Raw genomic sequence first — 18,593 nt, forward strand, 5'->3', positions numbered from 1 at the left:
GTCTCCTGAAAAAATGTGATCTGTCTCACAGGAAAAAACCTCGGAATCGTGTAATAATAAAATCAGAGTAATCGAGAAACGTTTTATCCCGCGAACAGGCATATGCGGGCGCCATTCAATCAGGAGGTGGGCTATGAGGCGTGCAACTCTCTTCATTCTTTCCACAATCTTCCTTCTTTCTTCAATTCTGTATTCAGATACGTCTCTCACAATGGAGCAGCGCATCGAGGTGCAGAAAAATATTGAGAGAATCCGATATTCCAGAATGGTCTGGCCGAAGGAGAATAAATTCCCCAGGCCGACCTTCGAGGAGGCCGTTCCCGATTCCCTCCTGGAAAAGAAAGTCGAGGTTTATCTGCTGAAAAGCCGCGCCCTGGACTACTTCTGGGGCCGTCCCCTGACCGGTCAACAGCTCCAGGCGGAGATCGAACGCATGGTCCGGGATACCAAGGATCCGAAGGGATTGCAGGATCTCTTCTCCGCCCTGGGGAATGACCCCACATTGATCGCTGAATGCATCGCCCGTCCGGCCCTCGCAGAGCGTCTTATTCATCACTACTATGCGACGGATGACTCGATGCATGCATCAGCCCGAAGAGATGCCGAAGCCCTGCTGGCCCGTCTGACTCCTGAGAATTTTTCTTCCCTTGGTAGTGATCGATATGTACCTGTTCATGTGGTACGAGAAATGTCTTCCATTGCCGCGGGAAACAACACCATCCGCCTGAAGCCGGACGATTTTAAACTATTGACGGAACCCTTTCCAACTTCATCCACGATTTCGCAGGTTATCGAAACACCGGAAGCCTTTGTGATTTACAAAACCGAAACGCGGGGTGAGGATTTTCTGACGGGCGGAGTGATTCGTATCCTCAAAAAGCCCTATTCCCAATGGTTTCTGGAAGAGGTGACACAAAAACTCTCTCCATATGTTATCGAGCCTTCCCATGCATATACTCTGCCTGTTATCAACGATACCGGACAGAGGTTTGTGCCTGTCACGACCCCCAACATGTGGAAACCGCTCTGGTACATTCCCGAACCCCGAATCAATCACACCGCCATCTGGACCGGTAATGAAATGATCATCTGGGGAGGACTGGGGACGGACTGGGCTTATCTCAACAGTGGCGGCCGCTACTCTCCGGATATATCTTCCTGGACCTGGACAAGCCTCAACCTGGAGGACTGCCCGGAAGGTCGAGCCAAGCATACGGCCGTCTGGACCGGGCGTGAAATGATAATCTGGGGTGGCGAGAGGGCGTTCAACTATCTGAATTCCGGGGGACGATACAACCCAACAACGGACTCATGGATCCCGACCGACGAAACCTTTGCACCTTCAGGCAGGCACCGCCACACCGCCGTTTGGACCGGACGGGAGATGATTATCTGGGGAGGATATGACGGATTAAATTTCCTGCGCACCGGCTCCCGTTATGACCCGACGAAAGACGGCAGTGGCCAGGATCCGTGGGATTCAACATGCGACACACAACCCACCTGTAACGCTCCCTTTGCCCGCGCAGACCACACGGCCGTATGGACGGGTGACCAGATGATTGTCTGGGGAGGCTATGGATGCACCGATGCTACATGTTCCGGCCAGGACTATCTCAACACGGGATCCAGGTACAATCCGACCTATCAGGATGAGGGGATCACTCCGTGGACGGACACCTACTATGATGACTGGTCTCCCTCGAAGCGGTTTCACCACACGGCCGTCTGGACAGGAACATCGATGTTGATATGGGGAGGCTATGGGTGTGCCGATCCTCCCGCCTGCACGTACAGCAGCCCGTTGAACACGGGCGGCGACTACCATCCTTCGGGAAACTGGTGGGGGTCGATTGATACCACCGGGGCCCCAACGGCCCGGGCCTACCACACAGCGGTCTGGACTGGAACCAATATGATTATCTGGGGAGGTTATACCGGATCGGGGGACACCGATACCGGCTCCCGCTGGGATCCGACAAATTGGGGCTGGACAGTCATGGATACAACAGGAGCCCCCACCGCTCGAGAGGGTCACACGGCAATCTGGACGGGGACGGAGATGATCGTCTGGGGCGGTCAGGATACGATGAGCAACTTTTTCAGCTCAGGGGGACGATACAACCCAAGCCTTCAGGATCAAAACATGGATTCCTGGCTGGATACGGCTCCCTCCGTCATGTCCGTTGTTCCCTCAGCTCGCCAGGAAAACACCGCCGTCTGGGACGGGTGGGAGATGATCGTATGGGGCGGGTTTGAAGTTACGATGCAGCAAAGCGCCACGAATTCCGGAAGCCGATATGAGCCCGTATACGATTCCTGGTACGCAATTGACTACACGGATCCGGAAACACCTTCACCCCGTGGATTCCATACGGCCGTCTGGACCGGAGACGAAATGATTGTCTGGGGTGGAAATGGTGGTGGAGGAATGCACCTCGGTGATGGGGGACGGTATTACCCGCTCAGTGATTTCGGCCCGGGTTCGGACTGCTGGGTCAAAACCAATGACTATATGAGCCCGGCTCAGCGGTATTACCATACTGCGGTCTGGACGGGGGACAAGATGATCATCTGGGGAGGAAACGGATGCATTGATCCTCCTACCTGCACAACCTGGGGTCTTTTAAATTCCGGCGGACAATACGATTTGTTTACCGATACGTGGGAACCGACCACGACGGACGATTGTCCAACCGCCAGGGAGGAGCATGCCGCGGCATGGGCCGGCGGATCAACCCAGGCCATGGCAATCTGGGGAGGTCGCGATGCTTCGTCGATTCTGAATGATGGAATGCTCTACACACCGGGAACAGGAGCCGGGGACGGGGGATCATGGACGACTATGAACGGCACGGGAGCCCCGGGTCCGAGGAGCCTCCATACGGCTGTATTTGCGGAAGAATATGACGATTTTGGAGATGTGAAACGGGAAAGTGTCATCGTATGGGGTGGACGGAACTGTGCAAGCTTCATGTCCGGATGCACAGGGGAAACATGGTTGAACGATGGCGGACTGTATGATCTCTCGACCCATTCCTGGACAATTCCATGCGTGACCTCCACCTACCCCTGCTATGCTCCGGATGCTCGAAAAAATCATTCCGCCCTGTGGACGGGCACGGAAATGTTTATCTGGGGAGGAGAGAGGAAAGGTCTCTTTGATGAAACCCTCTACCTGAACGATGGGAGGATGTACGATCCCGGTTCCGACACCTGGGAAGCCGTGTACGATTACAACAACCCGACAGGGCGATCCCGCTATACAGCGGTCTGGGCGGACGGAGGGATTATAATCTGGGGCGGTTTACCGATGACTCAATCGGGCGGCATCTACTACCCCAACACAAAACCGACACCTTTCCCCATGTTGGCCAACGATCTGGCTCAGTATGATCCCGGATATGGCACACCTGCCTGTACGGTACCCCAGAGCTTTTGCGATACACAGACTCTCACAACTTCCCTCGTTGACAGCAGAGATGACATAACCGATAACTATATGAATCCCCACCCGGAGCCCAATACACCCAATACCCTCGATGGATGTACGGATGGAGATATCGGCACCTATCATCAGGAGGAGTCGATCGATCGGATCCGAATTTCGACTTTAGATGGATCCGTGATGAGCGTTGGAAGCGACGTCCGCATTGATGTTACGATCTGGGCCCCCAATAACTGGACCAATGCGTACCTTGACCTCTATCACACCTACGATCCAACCCCGACTCCAACCTGGGATTATGTCGAAACTCTAATGCCGGATCGGTACGGATTGCAGACCCTGTCTTTCTATTACACGATCCCGAACGGAGGGGAAACGGGAGAATCAGACAGTCGCGCCATCCGTCTACAACTCCGAACGACGGGGTCCCTGGTTCCCGATTCACCGTGTGTTCAGGATATTGTGTGGGGGGATTCATATGAACGGGATGATCTGGTCTTTACGGTCAGCACCTTTTTCCAGGCCCCGAACTTCGTCCTGGGTCAAACCTCGAACCTGATTCTGGATGGTCTCAATTCGATGACAGGATCCAACCCAAAAACGTGGCCTCCGTATGAAGATTCCTACGACTCCATCCCCGACCCGGACGGGTTCGAGTGGTTCATCAAGCATCCGGAAGAGACCTTTACGAAGGATTCCTGTCTCGCCGCCGTCAGCGGTGTGGACTGGATTGGATCAAGGGTTTCCCTGCAGGAATCGGATTTCGATTACATTGTGGACCATCCGGGCCCCTACCCGATCTGGCTGCGTGTAACGGACGAGCTGGGTAAACAGAACTGCATCGATACATGGCTGAATATAGAAGACGGTGTGGCACCCAATAATGTCGACCTATGGGTTCCCGACGGCGGGGAATCCTGGCCCTACTCGCCGACATCGGACAACCGGAAATCCCAACTTATCGTCTGGGACGCCCAGGACAACTTTATCCTGTCCCGGTACAGGCTCTCCTATTCGACCGATGCCGGGACAACCTGGACCATGATTACCGATACGAATAAGGATTTCTCCAACACGACGCCCGTTGCCATTCCCGATGACGATCCGAACGGTGCGACTTCCACCATTGTCGTAACGGATACACAGCGAATCCAGGACATCAATGTCACGGTCGACATCACGCACACCCATGATTCGGATCTGACGATCATTCTGATCGCTCCCGACGCAACGGAGATCACCCTCTCTTCGAATAACGGAGGCAGCGGAGACAATTACACGAATACCACCTTTGATGACGAAGCACCCTTCCCGATTTTCTGGGGAGTACCGCCCTTCACTGGTAATTTCTGGCCGGAACAACCCCTGAGTGATCTCGACTTCACGAGTGTCAATGGAACCTGGACGCTGAAGGTGATCGATGATGGTTGGGCCGGGGAAACAGGAACATTAAATTCCTGGAACTTGAAATTCACCTATGAATACGACAATTCCTTCTGGTGGAGCCTACCCACCCAGTCAGAAGCGGCTGCCGCGGGTCAGACCTTTCCCTCGGCGGAGTGCCGGGTCAAAGTGGAAGTCTGGGATGAAGCCGGGAATCACGATATTGTGGACTCCACCGACATGTCCGAATATAACTTTTACATCGTTCAGCCCACGACAACATCGGTAAAGACATTAATCCTCTGGAACTCGGAGCGGATGTGCGAACAGCACGATACGACACCGGGCTGCAGCTGTGCCGATATTTTCGGTACAACCTGTGACACCACCCAGGAGCTGGATTACAAGCTGGAAGAGCTTGCTGAGCACCTGAAGGTGACAGGGAAGGTCCTGGACCTGGCCAACATTCCCGCCGTAAAGACGGCGTATACAGCCTGGGACAGCGATCCGACCGACCAGGTGATGGCCAATGCCGTCGCTCAGGCGATCCGTTCTTACCTCTACGGAGCAAACGGGCAGATCAGCAAAACCTATACCAACACCGAGTACATCATGCTTGTCGGGGACGATCTGCAGATTCCTTTCTTCCGGATGACCGACGGGACGATGGTGGATGTCGACCCCGCAAAGAACTATTCCGAAAGCAAGTATATCGAAGAGGTTGATCTCAATTCTTCCAGCTCGGTGGGATCAGCCCTACTCCAGGGATATTTCCTGACCGATAACTACTACTCAGAATACAATGCTGAAGAATCCGGGATGGCGGAGCCCCACAACTGGATCTACCAGAACGACTATTCGATCGGCCGTCTTGTCGAAACACCGGGACAGATCGAAAAGACGATCAACATCTTCCTTGCCCAGAATGGCCAGCTCGATGCCGCCAGTCCCTCGGATAAGGTCCTGGTAACCGGCTTCGACTTCATCTACGACGCCGCGAAGAAGATCAAGGACTCCTTCCGGACCGCGCATGGAAACGGATCGGTGGACTGCCACCTGGACGATCCCCTCCGATCGGAAGACCCGGCCGCAATCGATTGTGACGTACCGGATACGGACCCTACATCGGAAAAACCCTATCCGCCGTCCACGTTTGCTTCATCATTCCTTCCGGCGGCTCCCCACAAGATCAATTCCATTCTCACCCATGCGAACCACTACTCCTTTTCCGCCTCCAGGGGGGATACAACATCCGACGACGTTCTCTATTGCACCGACGCCTCCTATGATGCTACGTACTGTTACCAGGGTGGCGACATCGCATCCTCGGCCAACAACCTGAAATCATCCATTCTCTATACCTCCGGCTGCCACAGCGGCCTTTCCATTCCCTCCAGCGATGAACCCGACACCCCCCTCGACCTCCCGGAGATCATGGCGAACAAGGGAGTTGTCGGATACATCGGGAATACGGGATATGCGTGGGCGATCAAGTTCGGACGGGGGCTTACGGAAAGGCTCATGCAGCTTTTCACCGATGAACTTCTTGATAACAATTCCATCGAAATCGGAAAAGCCCTGGCCAACGCCAAGCGGACCTATTACCTGGAGGAAAAGCGTTACGACGTCTTTGACGAGAAGGTCATGCATGAGATGACCCTTTTCGGAATTCCCAACTATCTGATCGTCACCGGAACTGCCCGGACAGAACGATCGGACGGGGAACTCCCGGGAGCCATGGGACCGGACCGCGGATGCGCAAAGGGAATCTGTGTGGAAAAGACACTCAAAAGTGACCCCTCCCTCTTTGATTTACCCGACAAGGTCACCGAGCTGGAATTGAACTTCACGTTTGGAGCGGGTACCTACGAGCTTATTTCGATCCCGAGTGAAGGAGATTACTACGAACTCAACGGCGTTGCCTCAGGGGAAACGGGCGACGCCATCCAGCCCAAGTTCGTCTACGACTCCTACCTGTCGGGAACAAACGACCACGGTGTCCTCTTTACGGGCGGAACTTACACAACGGAGAGTTTTGCCCCCCTCGCGGCAGTTCCCAAATCCACGGCGACCGACCCCAATTCGGGTGCCGGGCCATTACCCGCTAAGAGCGCATTTCTACCAGGATTAACATCCTCACAGGACACAAAATCTGTTTCCGGGCTTCGATCTGAGGACAGCGCCTATCTGAACCTCGTGACTCATACGGCTTACTACAACGGGGATACGGGAATAGAGAGCAAATTCGACAAGATGTCCTTTGTCGTCTACTACCACAAAGATCTGGAGGGAACACCATTTCCTTCGACAGGAGCACCCGTTGCCATTCCGGACGATGATCCCTCCGGCGGGACTTCTTCGATCCTTGTCTCAGAAAGCGGAATTTCATTAATTGAGGATGTTGATATAGAGATGGCGATCACCCACCCCAGGGTCAGTGATCTCCAGATTTCCCTGATCGGCCCCGATTCCACAGAGATCATTCTCAGCGATGGAACTGACGTTTCAGGATCGAATTTTACCGAGACGGTCCTGAGTGACGAAGCATCGACGGCACTGGACGACGGAACGACTCCCTACATGGGGACCTTCCAGCCAGACAATTCCCTGACGGCCTTTGACGGAAAGATCGCGGATGGAACCTGGACCCTCAAGGCGGTGGACAGCGTTACGGGGGAAGCAGGAACGATCGATGAATGGAGCCTCACCTTCCACTATACGGCTCCGGTCATTTCCGATCCGGGCGCCGGAGGATTTCACACCCTGGAAGGCATGACGGCCCACTTCACCGTATCGGTTACCGATCCTTCAGGGGTTTACAGGGTTGTCGTTACCTACAATGACACCCGCCCCACGGAAAGTAAGTGGAAGTCCATCGACCTCACGTACAATTCATCCACCGGTGTCTGGCAAGGAAGCCTCGACCTGAAGGGCAACATTACTTACTACATACAGGCCGTAGACAATGTGGGTGTAATAGGTCAATTGACGGAGTCGGGGGAAGATACGAATAGTAATGGAGTCAAATATGGGTCAACCTGGGAGTACAGCAAAACCTTCGACATTACCCTTGCAGACAACGATGAGGGCGAAGGAGACGGACTCCCTGACCCGTGGGAGGATCTCTATTCCTGCGTCAATTCCACAACCAAGGATGCCTCGATCGATTTTGACCAGGACGGCCTGACCCATCTCCAGGAATTCGAGAATGATACCAATCCATGTGACGGGGACACCGACGGAGGCGGCGACAACGACGGCTCCGAATTGAACAATGGAAGATCACCTCTGATTCAGGGAGACGACAAACACATCACCATCACCTTTTCTAAAGTTCCTCCCGACAACCTTGACTACCTGATCGAATGGCCCAACGGTACCGTCCACACCGGGGATTGTACGCTTGATATAAACATGGGAGACAACAACATCATTGATGGTCCCTACTGGGTCTACCGTTCCACTGATCCCTACTTCGATGATTCTGAGACCCTCGTAACCGCCCTGGCTACGGGAACGCAGTGTTACCTGGACGATACAGCCAGTGGAGACACGTACTTCTACAAGGTCTGGAATTACGGACTCGACACACCTGCACCCATTGTCGCTGCGGTTCTCCCCTCAACTGGGCCGGAATTAGTCCAGACCAGTGTTACGGTGTACGGGGACAACTTCCTGAACGGGGCCACGGTCACCTTCTGCGGAGATCCGGCTACCAACGTCACAGTGGTAACCTCAGGGAAAATCACTTGCAAAACTCCGGCACATTCTGCAGCCACCTGTACTGTTCGGGTTACAAATCCCAATGGACAGTATGGAGAAAAATCAGGAGCGTATGAGTTCCAATAGTCGAAACTGCTAACTAACGAAAGGGCCCTCCGTTCAGGAGGGCCGTTCTTTTTGTTTCAGCATGGGATGAAGATTACTGTATAAAGATGCTAACGCTGTATGGTCCCTCTCATTGAAAGATGACATTCCTTTTTCATACCACATTCTGGCATTCTCCACGTCATGCAATTCAATCGAAACTTCAGCGAGATTGTAATACCCGTAACATGCCCGTTCCATCTCCCCAGTATCTTCGTAAATCGCATTCGATTGCAGATAATAATCATACGCAGATTGGAAATTACCCAGATAATATTGTGTGATTCCCATCAGATTATAGCATTCAGCTTCCCCATTCCTCACTCCATAATTAATAAAATGAAGCAGTGCTTCCTCAAGATGGCGGAAGGCTTGTTCATAATTCTGCATATCGATTTCAATATTTCCCAGGTTCAACAGGATGGTGGCCAGGAGGTAATAATCCCCAAAAGATTCAGCTTCATTGAATAATCGAGTATAAATTTCTTTCGCTTCGAGATGTTTCCCTGAGTCCAGCAGCATGGCGGCTCTGGCATTTTCAAGTTTTAGATATTCGTAAACAAAACAACGTTTTATTGCCAATTTTTCTCCCTCATCAATACAGTCAAAGGCTTTTTTAACCTCACCTCTATGGATGGCGATGTGGGCCATGTAAGTAAAGACTGTCAGAGGTACTTTTGATTCACAATTGGCTTCAATATCCCCGGCTGCGATCGTAAAAGATGGAAGCGCCCGATCAAAACGACCGCGCCGGTATTCCGCCACGCCAAGAAAGTAATGGAGCTTGGGTGCGATTCTCCTGACCACTTTTTGATCCAAAGTGAGAATTCGTTGAATCCGGGAGGTGCAGGCGTAATTGCCCATCTTTTGCAGAACTTCGATTTTCTGTAGATAGAAAAGAGGCCATTGTTCATGTTCCGAGCTTCTGCGGACGTTTCGCAGGATACCGTCGACAAGATTAGAAGCCTTCTTGAAGTCTCCGGAAAGGATGGTGGTTTCAATTAATCGCCCTGCAATAGCCCACTTTTCCGGTTTACGGGTATGTTTACGGTACTGATAGCAAAAGGAATAATATTTCCTGGATTCCGGAAAGGACATCTGCCGGAAGAGAGTTTCCGCCGCCCGCCGAGCATAGGGAAAGGCCCGCTTCTTTGCATCGGCAAGGATAAAGTGGTTGGCAAGGTTGGGGACAATCTCCTCATCCTCGCTTCCCAGAATTTTCTCGATTGAGCCGCCGATTACCCTGTGGTTCTGGCGGCGCACCTTTGCTGGAATGGCGTGGTAGACCGTTTCCTGGACCAGCGTGTGGGCAAAGGCCATTCCCTCCTCACCAACGGGGTGAAAATACCCAAGGGATATGAGATTATGCAAAACAGGAGCCTGAAAGGTGCGCCCCAGCGATTTCCTGAGAACCTCTCTTTGAAATGTGGGCCCCATGCAGGAAGCCATGCGGAGGTGGATCTGTTCCGGCATGGGCAGCTGTCGTAACTGGGAGATCACGATGTCGCTACCCGTGAGGGAATCTTCAAGCTTCGCCCCCCGGCGAATCGCCCACTCCCCCATCCGGCTTTCCAACATCTGGTTCTTTTTGAGATAGTCGATCAGCTGCTGGGTAAAGAAGGGATTTCCGCCCGTCCTTTCGAAGATGAACTCCACAAGGTCCTTTCTGACTTTCCCCTTCAGCCGGGATTCCAGCAGTAATTTCATATCGACCTGGTCCAGGTCAGCAATCGGTACTTCTTCCAGGGATGCTCTTCCCTTCAGCTCCTCCGGATCCCACCCTTCCCGGGTCGTTACGATGAGGCAGATTCTCTGATTACGAAAATGGTTCAGCAGGGCGACCAGGAGATCGTGGGAAAGTGTGTCAAACCAGTGAAGGTCGTCCAGAAAGAGGATCGTCGGCCTGTCTGTGCACATATGCAGGAGACACTGGCATAGCTGGTGGTGAAAGAGGTTTTTTCTGGTTTCATCGGCAACACCTGCATTCCCTTCAGAGGATTTCAATCCCCAGAAATCTTCGTGCCATGAAAGAGAATCTACATAGTGTTCATCTACGGATGAAAGAAGGTGAATAAGATCGTTACGATCCGGTTTCCTTCCCTTCCAGAAGAGGGCTGATAAAATTTCTTTCCATATTGAATAAGCATGGCTCTGGGTCGTTATCTCCGCCCGCCCCTGGACGACCTTCCATCCTTCCCATCGTGCCTGGTTCAGGAACTGGGCTACCAGGAACGTCTTTCCCGAACCCGGAGGGCCCTCGAGCAAAACCATTGAAGGATCTTTTTCCTTTGCAGAGACGAGATGTCGAATGAGAAGATCCAGTTCTTCACGACGGCCAATCAGTTCCGTTTTACTCTTTGCTCCGCGTCTTGTAAGACGTCGCTCGGTAAGCTCGAAGACTTCCAATGGATCCTGCTTTCCCTTAAAATTTCTCTTTCCCAGCGATCGCGCGGCATACCGATCTCCTGATTTCTCCTGAAGCTCCCGGCTGAGGCACACCTGTCCGCTTTCAGCGCCCTGCATCAGCCGGGCGGCAAAGTTTACGGCATCTCCCATGACCGTGTATTCCCACCTGCCTCCTCCACCGACGATTCCGGCGAAAACCTGACCCGAGTTCATACCCACCCCGAAGCCGATGTCCGGAAACCGTACCCTCATCGTATCCTTGACCTCGAGAGCCCACTGACAGGCCATTTGCTCGGCTTTTTCCAGCGCGTGAGGAGCACCGAAGAGAAGAAAACAGGTACTTCCCTTATCTCCCATCGATATCCGGTTCAACCGGCCTTCGTACCTTCGGGTAATTTCCATGATCGTCGTGAAGAACTCATGGAAATGGGCCAGGTCGAATGCTTCCCGGGTATAGGTAAACCCGCTGAACTTCATGAACACGGGAACGATTTTCAGAAGGGCTCCCACATAACGCTGAAAGCCCTGTTTTACCATCTGCCCGACCTCGGGAATCAAATAGGGCAGGACACGATCCGGTTTCGCGAATGGAATGAAATATTTTGCAGAATTTTGACTTGACCCCGTTACTTCGAGGATTCGAGCAAAACCGGTGGAGAGAGATTCGATCGATATGGCGGGGGGAAGAGTTCCACTTTCCGGGACCGATACAACAATATCGCCTGCCGTTGCGAGATGTTCGGCATCGGAGGTCAAATCAACCGGGGCACCGGCGAAGACGTAATCGCAACGGATTTCCGGATTGCCAACTCCAGCCAGAAGTACATCTCCCGAGGCAATCCCGATCTTCATCTTCAAATCGAATTTCTTTACGGGGGTCTTTATCCCCTGAAACCGCCCCATTTTCTCCTGCATCATGTGCGCAACTCTGGCGCAGCGGCAAAGAGTCCGACTTCCAGGGAAAAAGCAGAGAATGGCATCACCACCGAACTTCATCACCTGACCGCCATGATCATGGATCAGAGTAATCATCTCTTCAAAATAGCGGTTCAAAATATCGGTAAGGATTTCTGCGCCCTCGACTCCAAGGCTTGACAGTGCTTCGGACATGGGGGTAAAGCCTGAGACATCTGCAAAGAGAACCGATCCCTGCACCCACTTCATCCACGGTGTATGCGTGTCATACTTGCTTACAACCTGTGGAAGAAACTCCGCAATATTCATGGCGAAATTATAACACCGGCCAGCAGGAAGTCAGGGTCTGGCTGCTCCTGCCGCAATCGTCAGGACAGTCCAGTAATATTTCCGTCGGAATCCACATCGATGCCTTCGGCGGAAGGCACTTTCGGAAGTCCCGGCATCGTCATGATGTCTCCACAGTAAACTACGACAAAACCGGCTCCGGCGCTGACGGACACATCGGTCACAATCAATGTAAAGCCCTCTGGTTTCCCAAGGAGTTCAGCATCATCGGACAGGGAGTACTGGGTCTTGGCAATGCATACCGGAAGCGATCCGAACCCCTGTGCTTCGAATTGACGCAATTTCCTGCGAATCTTCCCCTCCATGGCGATCCCTTTGGCCCCATAAATTTTCAGCGCCACAGCTTCAATCTTTTCGTACAGGGACATTTCATCCGAATAGGTAAGGTTAATGGATGGGGCTTCCCTTTCCGCGACAGTCAAAACTTCCCGGGCCAGAGCTTCAGCGCCTTTTCCTCCTCTGCTGAAAACCTCGCTTACGGCCGCCGGGATTTTTTCATTTTCGCAAAGTTCCAAAGCCGTGCGGATTTCGTTCTCTGTGTCGCTGTTAAAACGGTTAAGAGCCACAACCACGGGTACGCCAAATCCTCTCATGTTTTCGATATGCTTGTGTAAGTTCACAAACCCTTTCGTTACAGCCTTCACATTTTCCTCATCGAGCTCTTTTAGATCGACACCTCCATGGAGCTTCATCGCACGGACCGTCCCCACGAGAACACAGACTGATGGAGCAGGAATTTTTCCCGTCCTCACGACGATATCAAAGAATTTTTCCGCACCGAGATCGGATCCGAACCCGCATTCTGTCACGACAAACTCTCCGAGGCTCAGAGCGGTCCTCGTCGCGATGATGGAGTTGGTGCCATGAGCGATATTGGCAAAGGGTCCACCATGAATGATCGCCGGCGTTCCCTCCAGAGTCTGAACCAGATTCGGATGGATCGCATCCTTGAGAAGGGCAGCCATGGCGCCGTGCGCGTTGATCTGACGGGCAAACACAGGCTTCCGATCGGGTGAATAGCCTATGAGAATGTTGCCGAGACGTTCTTTCAGATCGGATATGGAGGTGGATAGACAGAGAATTGCCATGACTTCTGAGGCCGCAGTTATGTCAAATCCCGTCTCTCTTGCAAGCCCTCGCAGCGGTCCACCCACACCCACGATAACTTCTCGGAGGACCCGGTCATCCATGTCCAGGACCCGTTTCCAGGTCACAAGCCGGGAATCAAGAAGGCCGCAGGCACCATCAAAGTGGAGCCGGTTATCCACCATGGCGGCAAGAAGATTGTGGGCGGATGTAATGGCATGGAGATCTCCCGTAAAGTGGAGATTGATCTCGTCGGAGGGAATGACCCGGGCCTTTCCTCCCCCCGTAGCTCCTCCCTTCATCCCGAAAACCGGGCCGAGGGAAGGTTCTCGCAGAGCCACAAGGGTCTTTTTTCCAAGACGACTCAGCGCGTCAGCCAGACCGATCGACATTGTCGTTTTGCCCTCCCCCGCTGGTGTCGGGGTCATGGCCGTAACCAGGATCAACTTTCCTCTGACGGGATGATTGACACATTCCCCCGAAAGTTGAATCTTGGCCATCTTCTCCCCATAGAACTTCAGGCACTGAGGATCCAGGCCGAGGGAATCAGCCAGATTTCGAATGGTCGTAAGGTTTAATGCTGCCTCCTGAAGGTATTGTTCGGTCATAAGCTCCCCCTTTGGTTTCAGCTTCATCCTCGTAAAGGATGGATGGAGACAATGTAAATTGTGAGCCTCATCACTCGGATTCGTTTCCTCTCTCCTATAGTATAAGGTAGGAATGAATGTTCGAAAAGAATATGTATTGCAGATTGCGGGTCTTAACCTGACTGTACGATGTACATCAAGTGACAGCAGGAGACATAAGAGACCGATTAGAAACAGGAATTTTTGTGCCATAATAGATTTATCGCGGAGCAGACGGAGGTCTGATCCGTCATGATGAGGAGGAGATCATGAGACGAGGATTGTGGCTGAGTGTCCTGGCGGCACTGATGGGAACGTGTACCCTATTTGCCGATCTTCAGCTGACCTTTGATGAAAGGGTGGAAGCCCAGAGGGCCATCGAACGGGTCTATTATCAACATCAGATATGGCCGAAGGATAATCCGGAGCCCAAGCCCTCCTTTGAGAAGGCCGTTTCCGAGGATATCCTCAGGCAGAAGGTTGAGAATTACCTTCTGAAAGCCATGGCTCTTCAGGAATTCTGGGACCATACCTTAACAGCGGAGGATTTACAGCAGGAGCTGAATCGAATTTCCAGGGAGACCCGCAATCCACGGATGCTGAAAGATCTGTTCGATGCTCTGAACAACAATCCTCGCACCATTGCAGAATGTATCGCTCGCCCGATCCTTACAGAGCGTCTTTTCTCCAACTGGTTTGCCTGGGATGAAAGAATTCATGCTTCACTCAAGGAAGATTTGAACCGGCAGATCGCCACGCTCGATCCCCTTTCTTTTCCGACCTGGATCGATGGTGATTATGAGAAGATCACCATTTTCAACGGATCACTGTCCTCTGCAGATTCTGATCGGAGTTATCCGGGAAGAGTTGTCGTATCGGCCGACTCTTTTTCCGAACTTAAAGCAAAGATCCTCCAGAGAGACGGTGTATTGACCCTGGAAGAAAAACGCGACCGCTTTATCATCCGGAGGAATCTCTCCATTTCAGATGAAGAAATCGAAAGTGAATTGAGACAATATGCAAAAATCAACCCCAAAGAGTGGCTGAGTAGACATTCCGATTATCTTGATTACTCAAAACTCAGGGGGGTCACCTCTGCGGGGGATATGGAACTCAGATCCCCAATTGTCGGAGAGGAAGTACCTGACTCATGGAGAATGGAATCCTTTGTCCCTGTGGGCCGCTCCGATCATTCCGCGGTATGGACAGGCACAGAAATGATTATCTGGGGAGGATTTTGCTGTGGTGACTCTTTCTTCGGTACGGGAGCCCGCTACAACCCCACGACGGACACATGGACCCCCACTTCCATGGTGAACGCCCCTTCCCCACGCGCGTACCATACTGCCATATGGACAGGCAACGAAATGGTCATCTGGGGCGGAGGTGATTCGGATGAAGTCTTCAATACCGGCGGCATCTATGACCCCGTAAATGACACCTGGACGGCAACCAATACCTCGGATCCCGACCTTCCCTCCGCCCGGATGTACCATTCAGCAGTCTGGACCGGCCGCTATATGCTGATCTGGGGCGGCAATGAAGGCGGTTACCAGATGGTGACAGATACGGGAGGACGCTATATTCCCTATGGCACGTGGGTACCGATGAACAGCACCGATACGGACACACCCTCAGCCAGACAGCAGCACACTGCGGTATGGACCGGCAGAGAGATGATCATCTGGGGCGGCATCGACAATATCTATCCCCCTGCTACACTCGGCGGCATTTACGACCCCGGGTTGGACTCATGGAGGGGACACTCCACAACCGGCGTACCTGCAGGAAGAACCGGTCACAGTGCTGTCTACACGGGGACACGCATGATCATCTGGGGAGGAAATACGGGAGGTCTCAACTATACCAATACGGGAGGCCTCTACAATCCTGAATCCGATGTCTGGGAAGCAATTCCAGCAACCGGAATCCCATCGGCGCGCAGCAAACATTCTACAGTATGGACGGGCAACGAGATGTTGATCTGGGGCGGGGAAGATATTTCAGGAGAACTCTCTGACGGAGACCGTCTCGTACTGAATGTAAACCGCTGGTTCAACCTTTCAAGCACCAATGCGCCGGAAGCTCGAAAAGGCCATGCTGCGGTCTGGACCGGAAAGTACATGATCGTCTGGGGAGGTACCGGATATTCTCTCGGTTTTGACACGGGTGCCAGATACAATCTTATTAACGCCCAGTGGACCCCTACTGCTGTTTCAGACAGCGGAGAAGCCCGTTATGCGAGCTCCGCCGTATGGACAGGCAACTATATGGTCGTATGGGGAGGAAGGGGAATGAATGGCGCCCTGCAGTCAGGGAATCGCTATGACCCGGCAACCAATACATGGACGGACATGCCGGTGGATACCAGCACCCCGGAAGCCAGAGTGTCGCATATTGCAGTCTGGGATGGGGATGACATGCTGATCTGGGGCGGGGCATCCGGAGCGACCGGGCTTAACAGCGGAAGCGCCTATGACCCCATCTCAAATACCTGGTGGATGGATCTCTCTTCCACAGATGCTCCAACGGGTCGCTGGAGCCATACCGGTGTATGGAGCGGTACTGAAATGATCATCTGGGGAGGATCCAATGGCGGGATGGCTCCACTGGGGGATGGCGCGAAGTATTCAAAATCACTGGATGAGTGGTCACCCGTTGCCGTGGATGCAAACACACCCTCCGCCCGGGATAGCCATACCGCCGTCTGGTCCGGCTCTCAGATGCTGATCTGGGGGGGGTGGGACTGGTCCACCTGTTTAAATACGGGAGGCAGGTATACACCGGGAAATCCCGGATCGTGGCAGACGATGACCACTACCAATGCTCCCATTCAGCGAAGAGGGCACACAGCAGTATGGACAGGATCAGAAATGATTATCTGGGGAGGAGCAGACCAGGCAGGCATGAGTTTCACCTATCTGAACAATGGCGGACGATACACTCCCGGTGGTGCATGGATCGATGTCGACGACACAGATCCAGATACTCCCTCTCCCAGGCTTGGACACAGTGCTGTCTGGACCGGCAGGGAAATGATCATCTGGGGAGGAAGCGCAGGATTTTATTCCTTCATCGGGGATGGAGGCCGTTACGACCCTTCCATCTCTGATTTATGGAAACCTGTTGGCGATCCAGACAACCAGCCGGCCGAACGTTGGGGACATACTGCACTCTGGACAAACAAAGAGATGATTATCGTTGGCGGAGAACCGGCGCGAGGATTGGCACTCTATTACACAGATACTGATCCTGTTGCATCGATGTCTCTTTCAACTTCAATTGGTGGAGATCATTCTTTCGGATTGGGGCTCAGTGAAGAGCTCACGTTGAATGGGGCTTTTTCCACTTCAGGATCCAATCCTTACTCAGATCCTTCAAACGAGGACACCTATGATTCATTGTCGGAGTACTTCTGGTTTTTAAATCAGGCATGCACGGATCCACTCGTTTTCCATGAGCTTGAAGGATCATCACCGGCGCCATTATCGGAATCGGATTTAGCTTCGTATGGGATGGCAGAAATCGGCACATACCCGGTCAGTCTGCAGGTCAGGGATATCAACGGAACCACGTCCTGTGAGGATTCTACCTTAACGGTAGTGGATGGCCTTCCCCCTTCCATGAACCTGATCGTTCCCAATGGCGGTGAATCGTGGACCTATTCTCCTGACGTTCCTCCCCGTCACAACCATCTCGTGGCATGGAATGCGTTGGACAACCTTGGTCTTGATAGAGTGCGGATTTCCTATACAACACAGAGCGATCCGGGTGGGAGCCAGAATGCTGTCTACAATGCTACCTATGGTGCTCCCGCCTGCCTTACCATACCCTCTTCGTGTGACACTTTGACCCTTGTGGAAAGCCGGGATACGATTGCTGTGAAAAAAGAAACCAATCAACCTAACACGCTGGACGGATGTAGCGATGGTACATCCGGTACTTACCATGTAGATATTTCCGTCGACCGGATAAGGATCTACACTTCGGACGGGTCACCCTTTATGCAAGGAAAGACAGTAACCGTGGAGGTCACAGCATGGATTAACGATCCAGGTGCGAACCGTGTGGATATTTTTCATGCCCCCGATGCCGCTGGTCCTGAATGGTCTCTTGTGGCCTCCTTTACTCCATCGACAACCGGCATAGCAGTATTCACCGGGAGCTTCGTGCTTCCCTCTTCTCCTCTTCAGGCTGTTCGAGCCCAGATTCGTTATAAGGGTATGGCAGTTCCCTGTATGGTAAGTGCCAACAACATTAACGATCGGGATGATCTCGTTTTCGCGGTAGGACCTACATGGACCTGCATCGCGGATTCCTATGATCCTGCAGAGTGTCCTGCTCTGAACCTTGATGGATCCGATACGCTTGAAATCACCGATCAGACCTTCTGGTGGACGATGCCAACGTTAAATGAAGCGGCTTCCGATAATCAGGTGTTTCCTTCTGCGACATCCAAGATCAAGGTAGACGTCTGGGACGAGTCGGGGAACCATGCCTCGGACACCAGTGAT

The 18,593-nt window shown here is 52.8% G+C and carries 4 protein-coding genes; 2 read left to right on the forward strand and 2 right to left on the reverse strand.

The features are described from left to right. Positions 1-133 precede the first annotated feature (133 nt). Positions 134-8,680 (forward strand): proprotein convertase P-domain-containing protein, encoded by an 8,547-nt coding sequence (locus PLD04_12975; protein HXK69241.1) that lies wholly within the window; start codon positions 134-136, stop codon positions 8,678-8,680. A 33-nt stretch (positions 8,681-8,713) separates the two neighbouring features. Here the strand turns inward: PLD04_12975 and PLD04_12980 are convergent, their stop codons facing one another. Continuing rightward, entirely contained in the window at positions 8,714-12,328 is a 3,615-nt protein-coding gene (locus PLD04_12980; GenBank protein HXK69242.1) for an adenylate/guanylate cyclase domain-containing protein, read from the reverse strand. A gap of 59 nt (positions 12,329-12,387) precedes the next feature. After that, complete coding sequence (locus PLD04_12985) at positions 12,388-14,061, reverse strand: formate--tetrahydrofolate ligase (protein ID HXK69243.1); 1,674 nt, start codon at positions 14,059-14,061, stop codon at positions 12,388-12,390. A gap of 287 nt (positions 14,062-14,348) precedes the next feature. Between PLD04_12985 and PLD04_12990 the strand changes: the two genes are divergently transcribed. Further along, a partial coding sequence (locus tag PLD04_12990) for a hypothetical protein (protein ID HXK69244.1) occupies positions 14,349-18,593 on the forward strand: 4,245 nt, incomplete at its 3' end.

The sequence above is a fragment of the Thermoanaerobaculia bacterium genome (assembly GCA_035593605.1).
Taxonomy (GTDB): Bacteria; Acidobacteriota; Thermoanaerobaculia; order UBA2201; family DAOSWS01; genus DAOSWS01.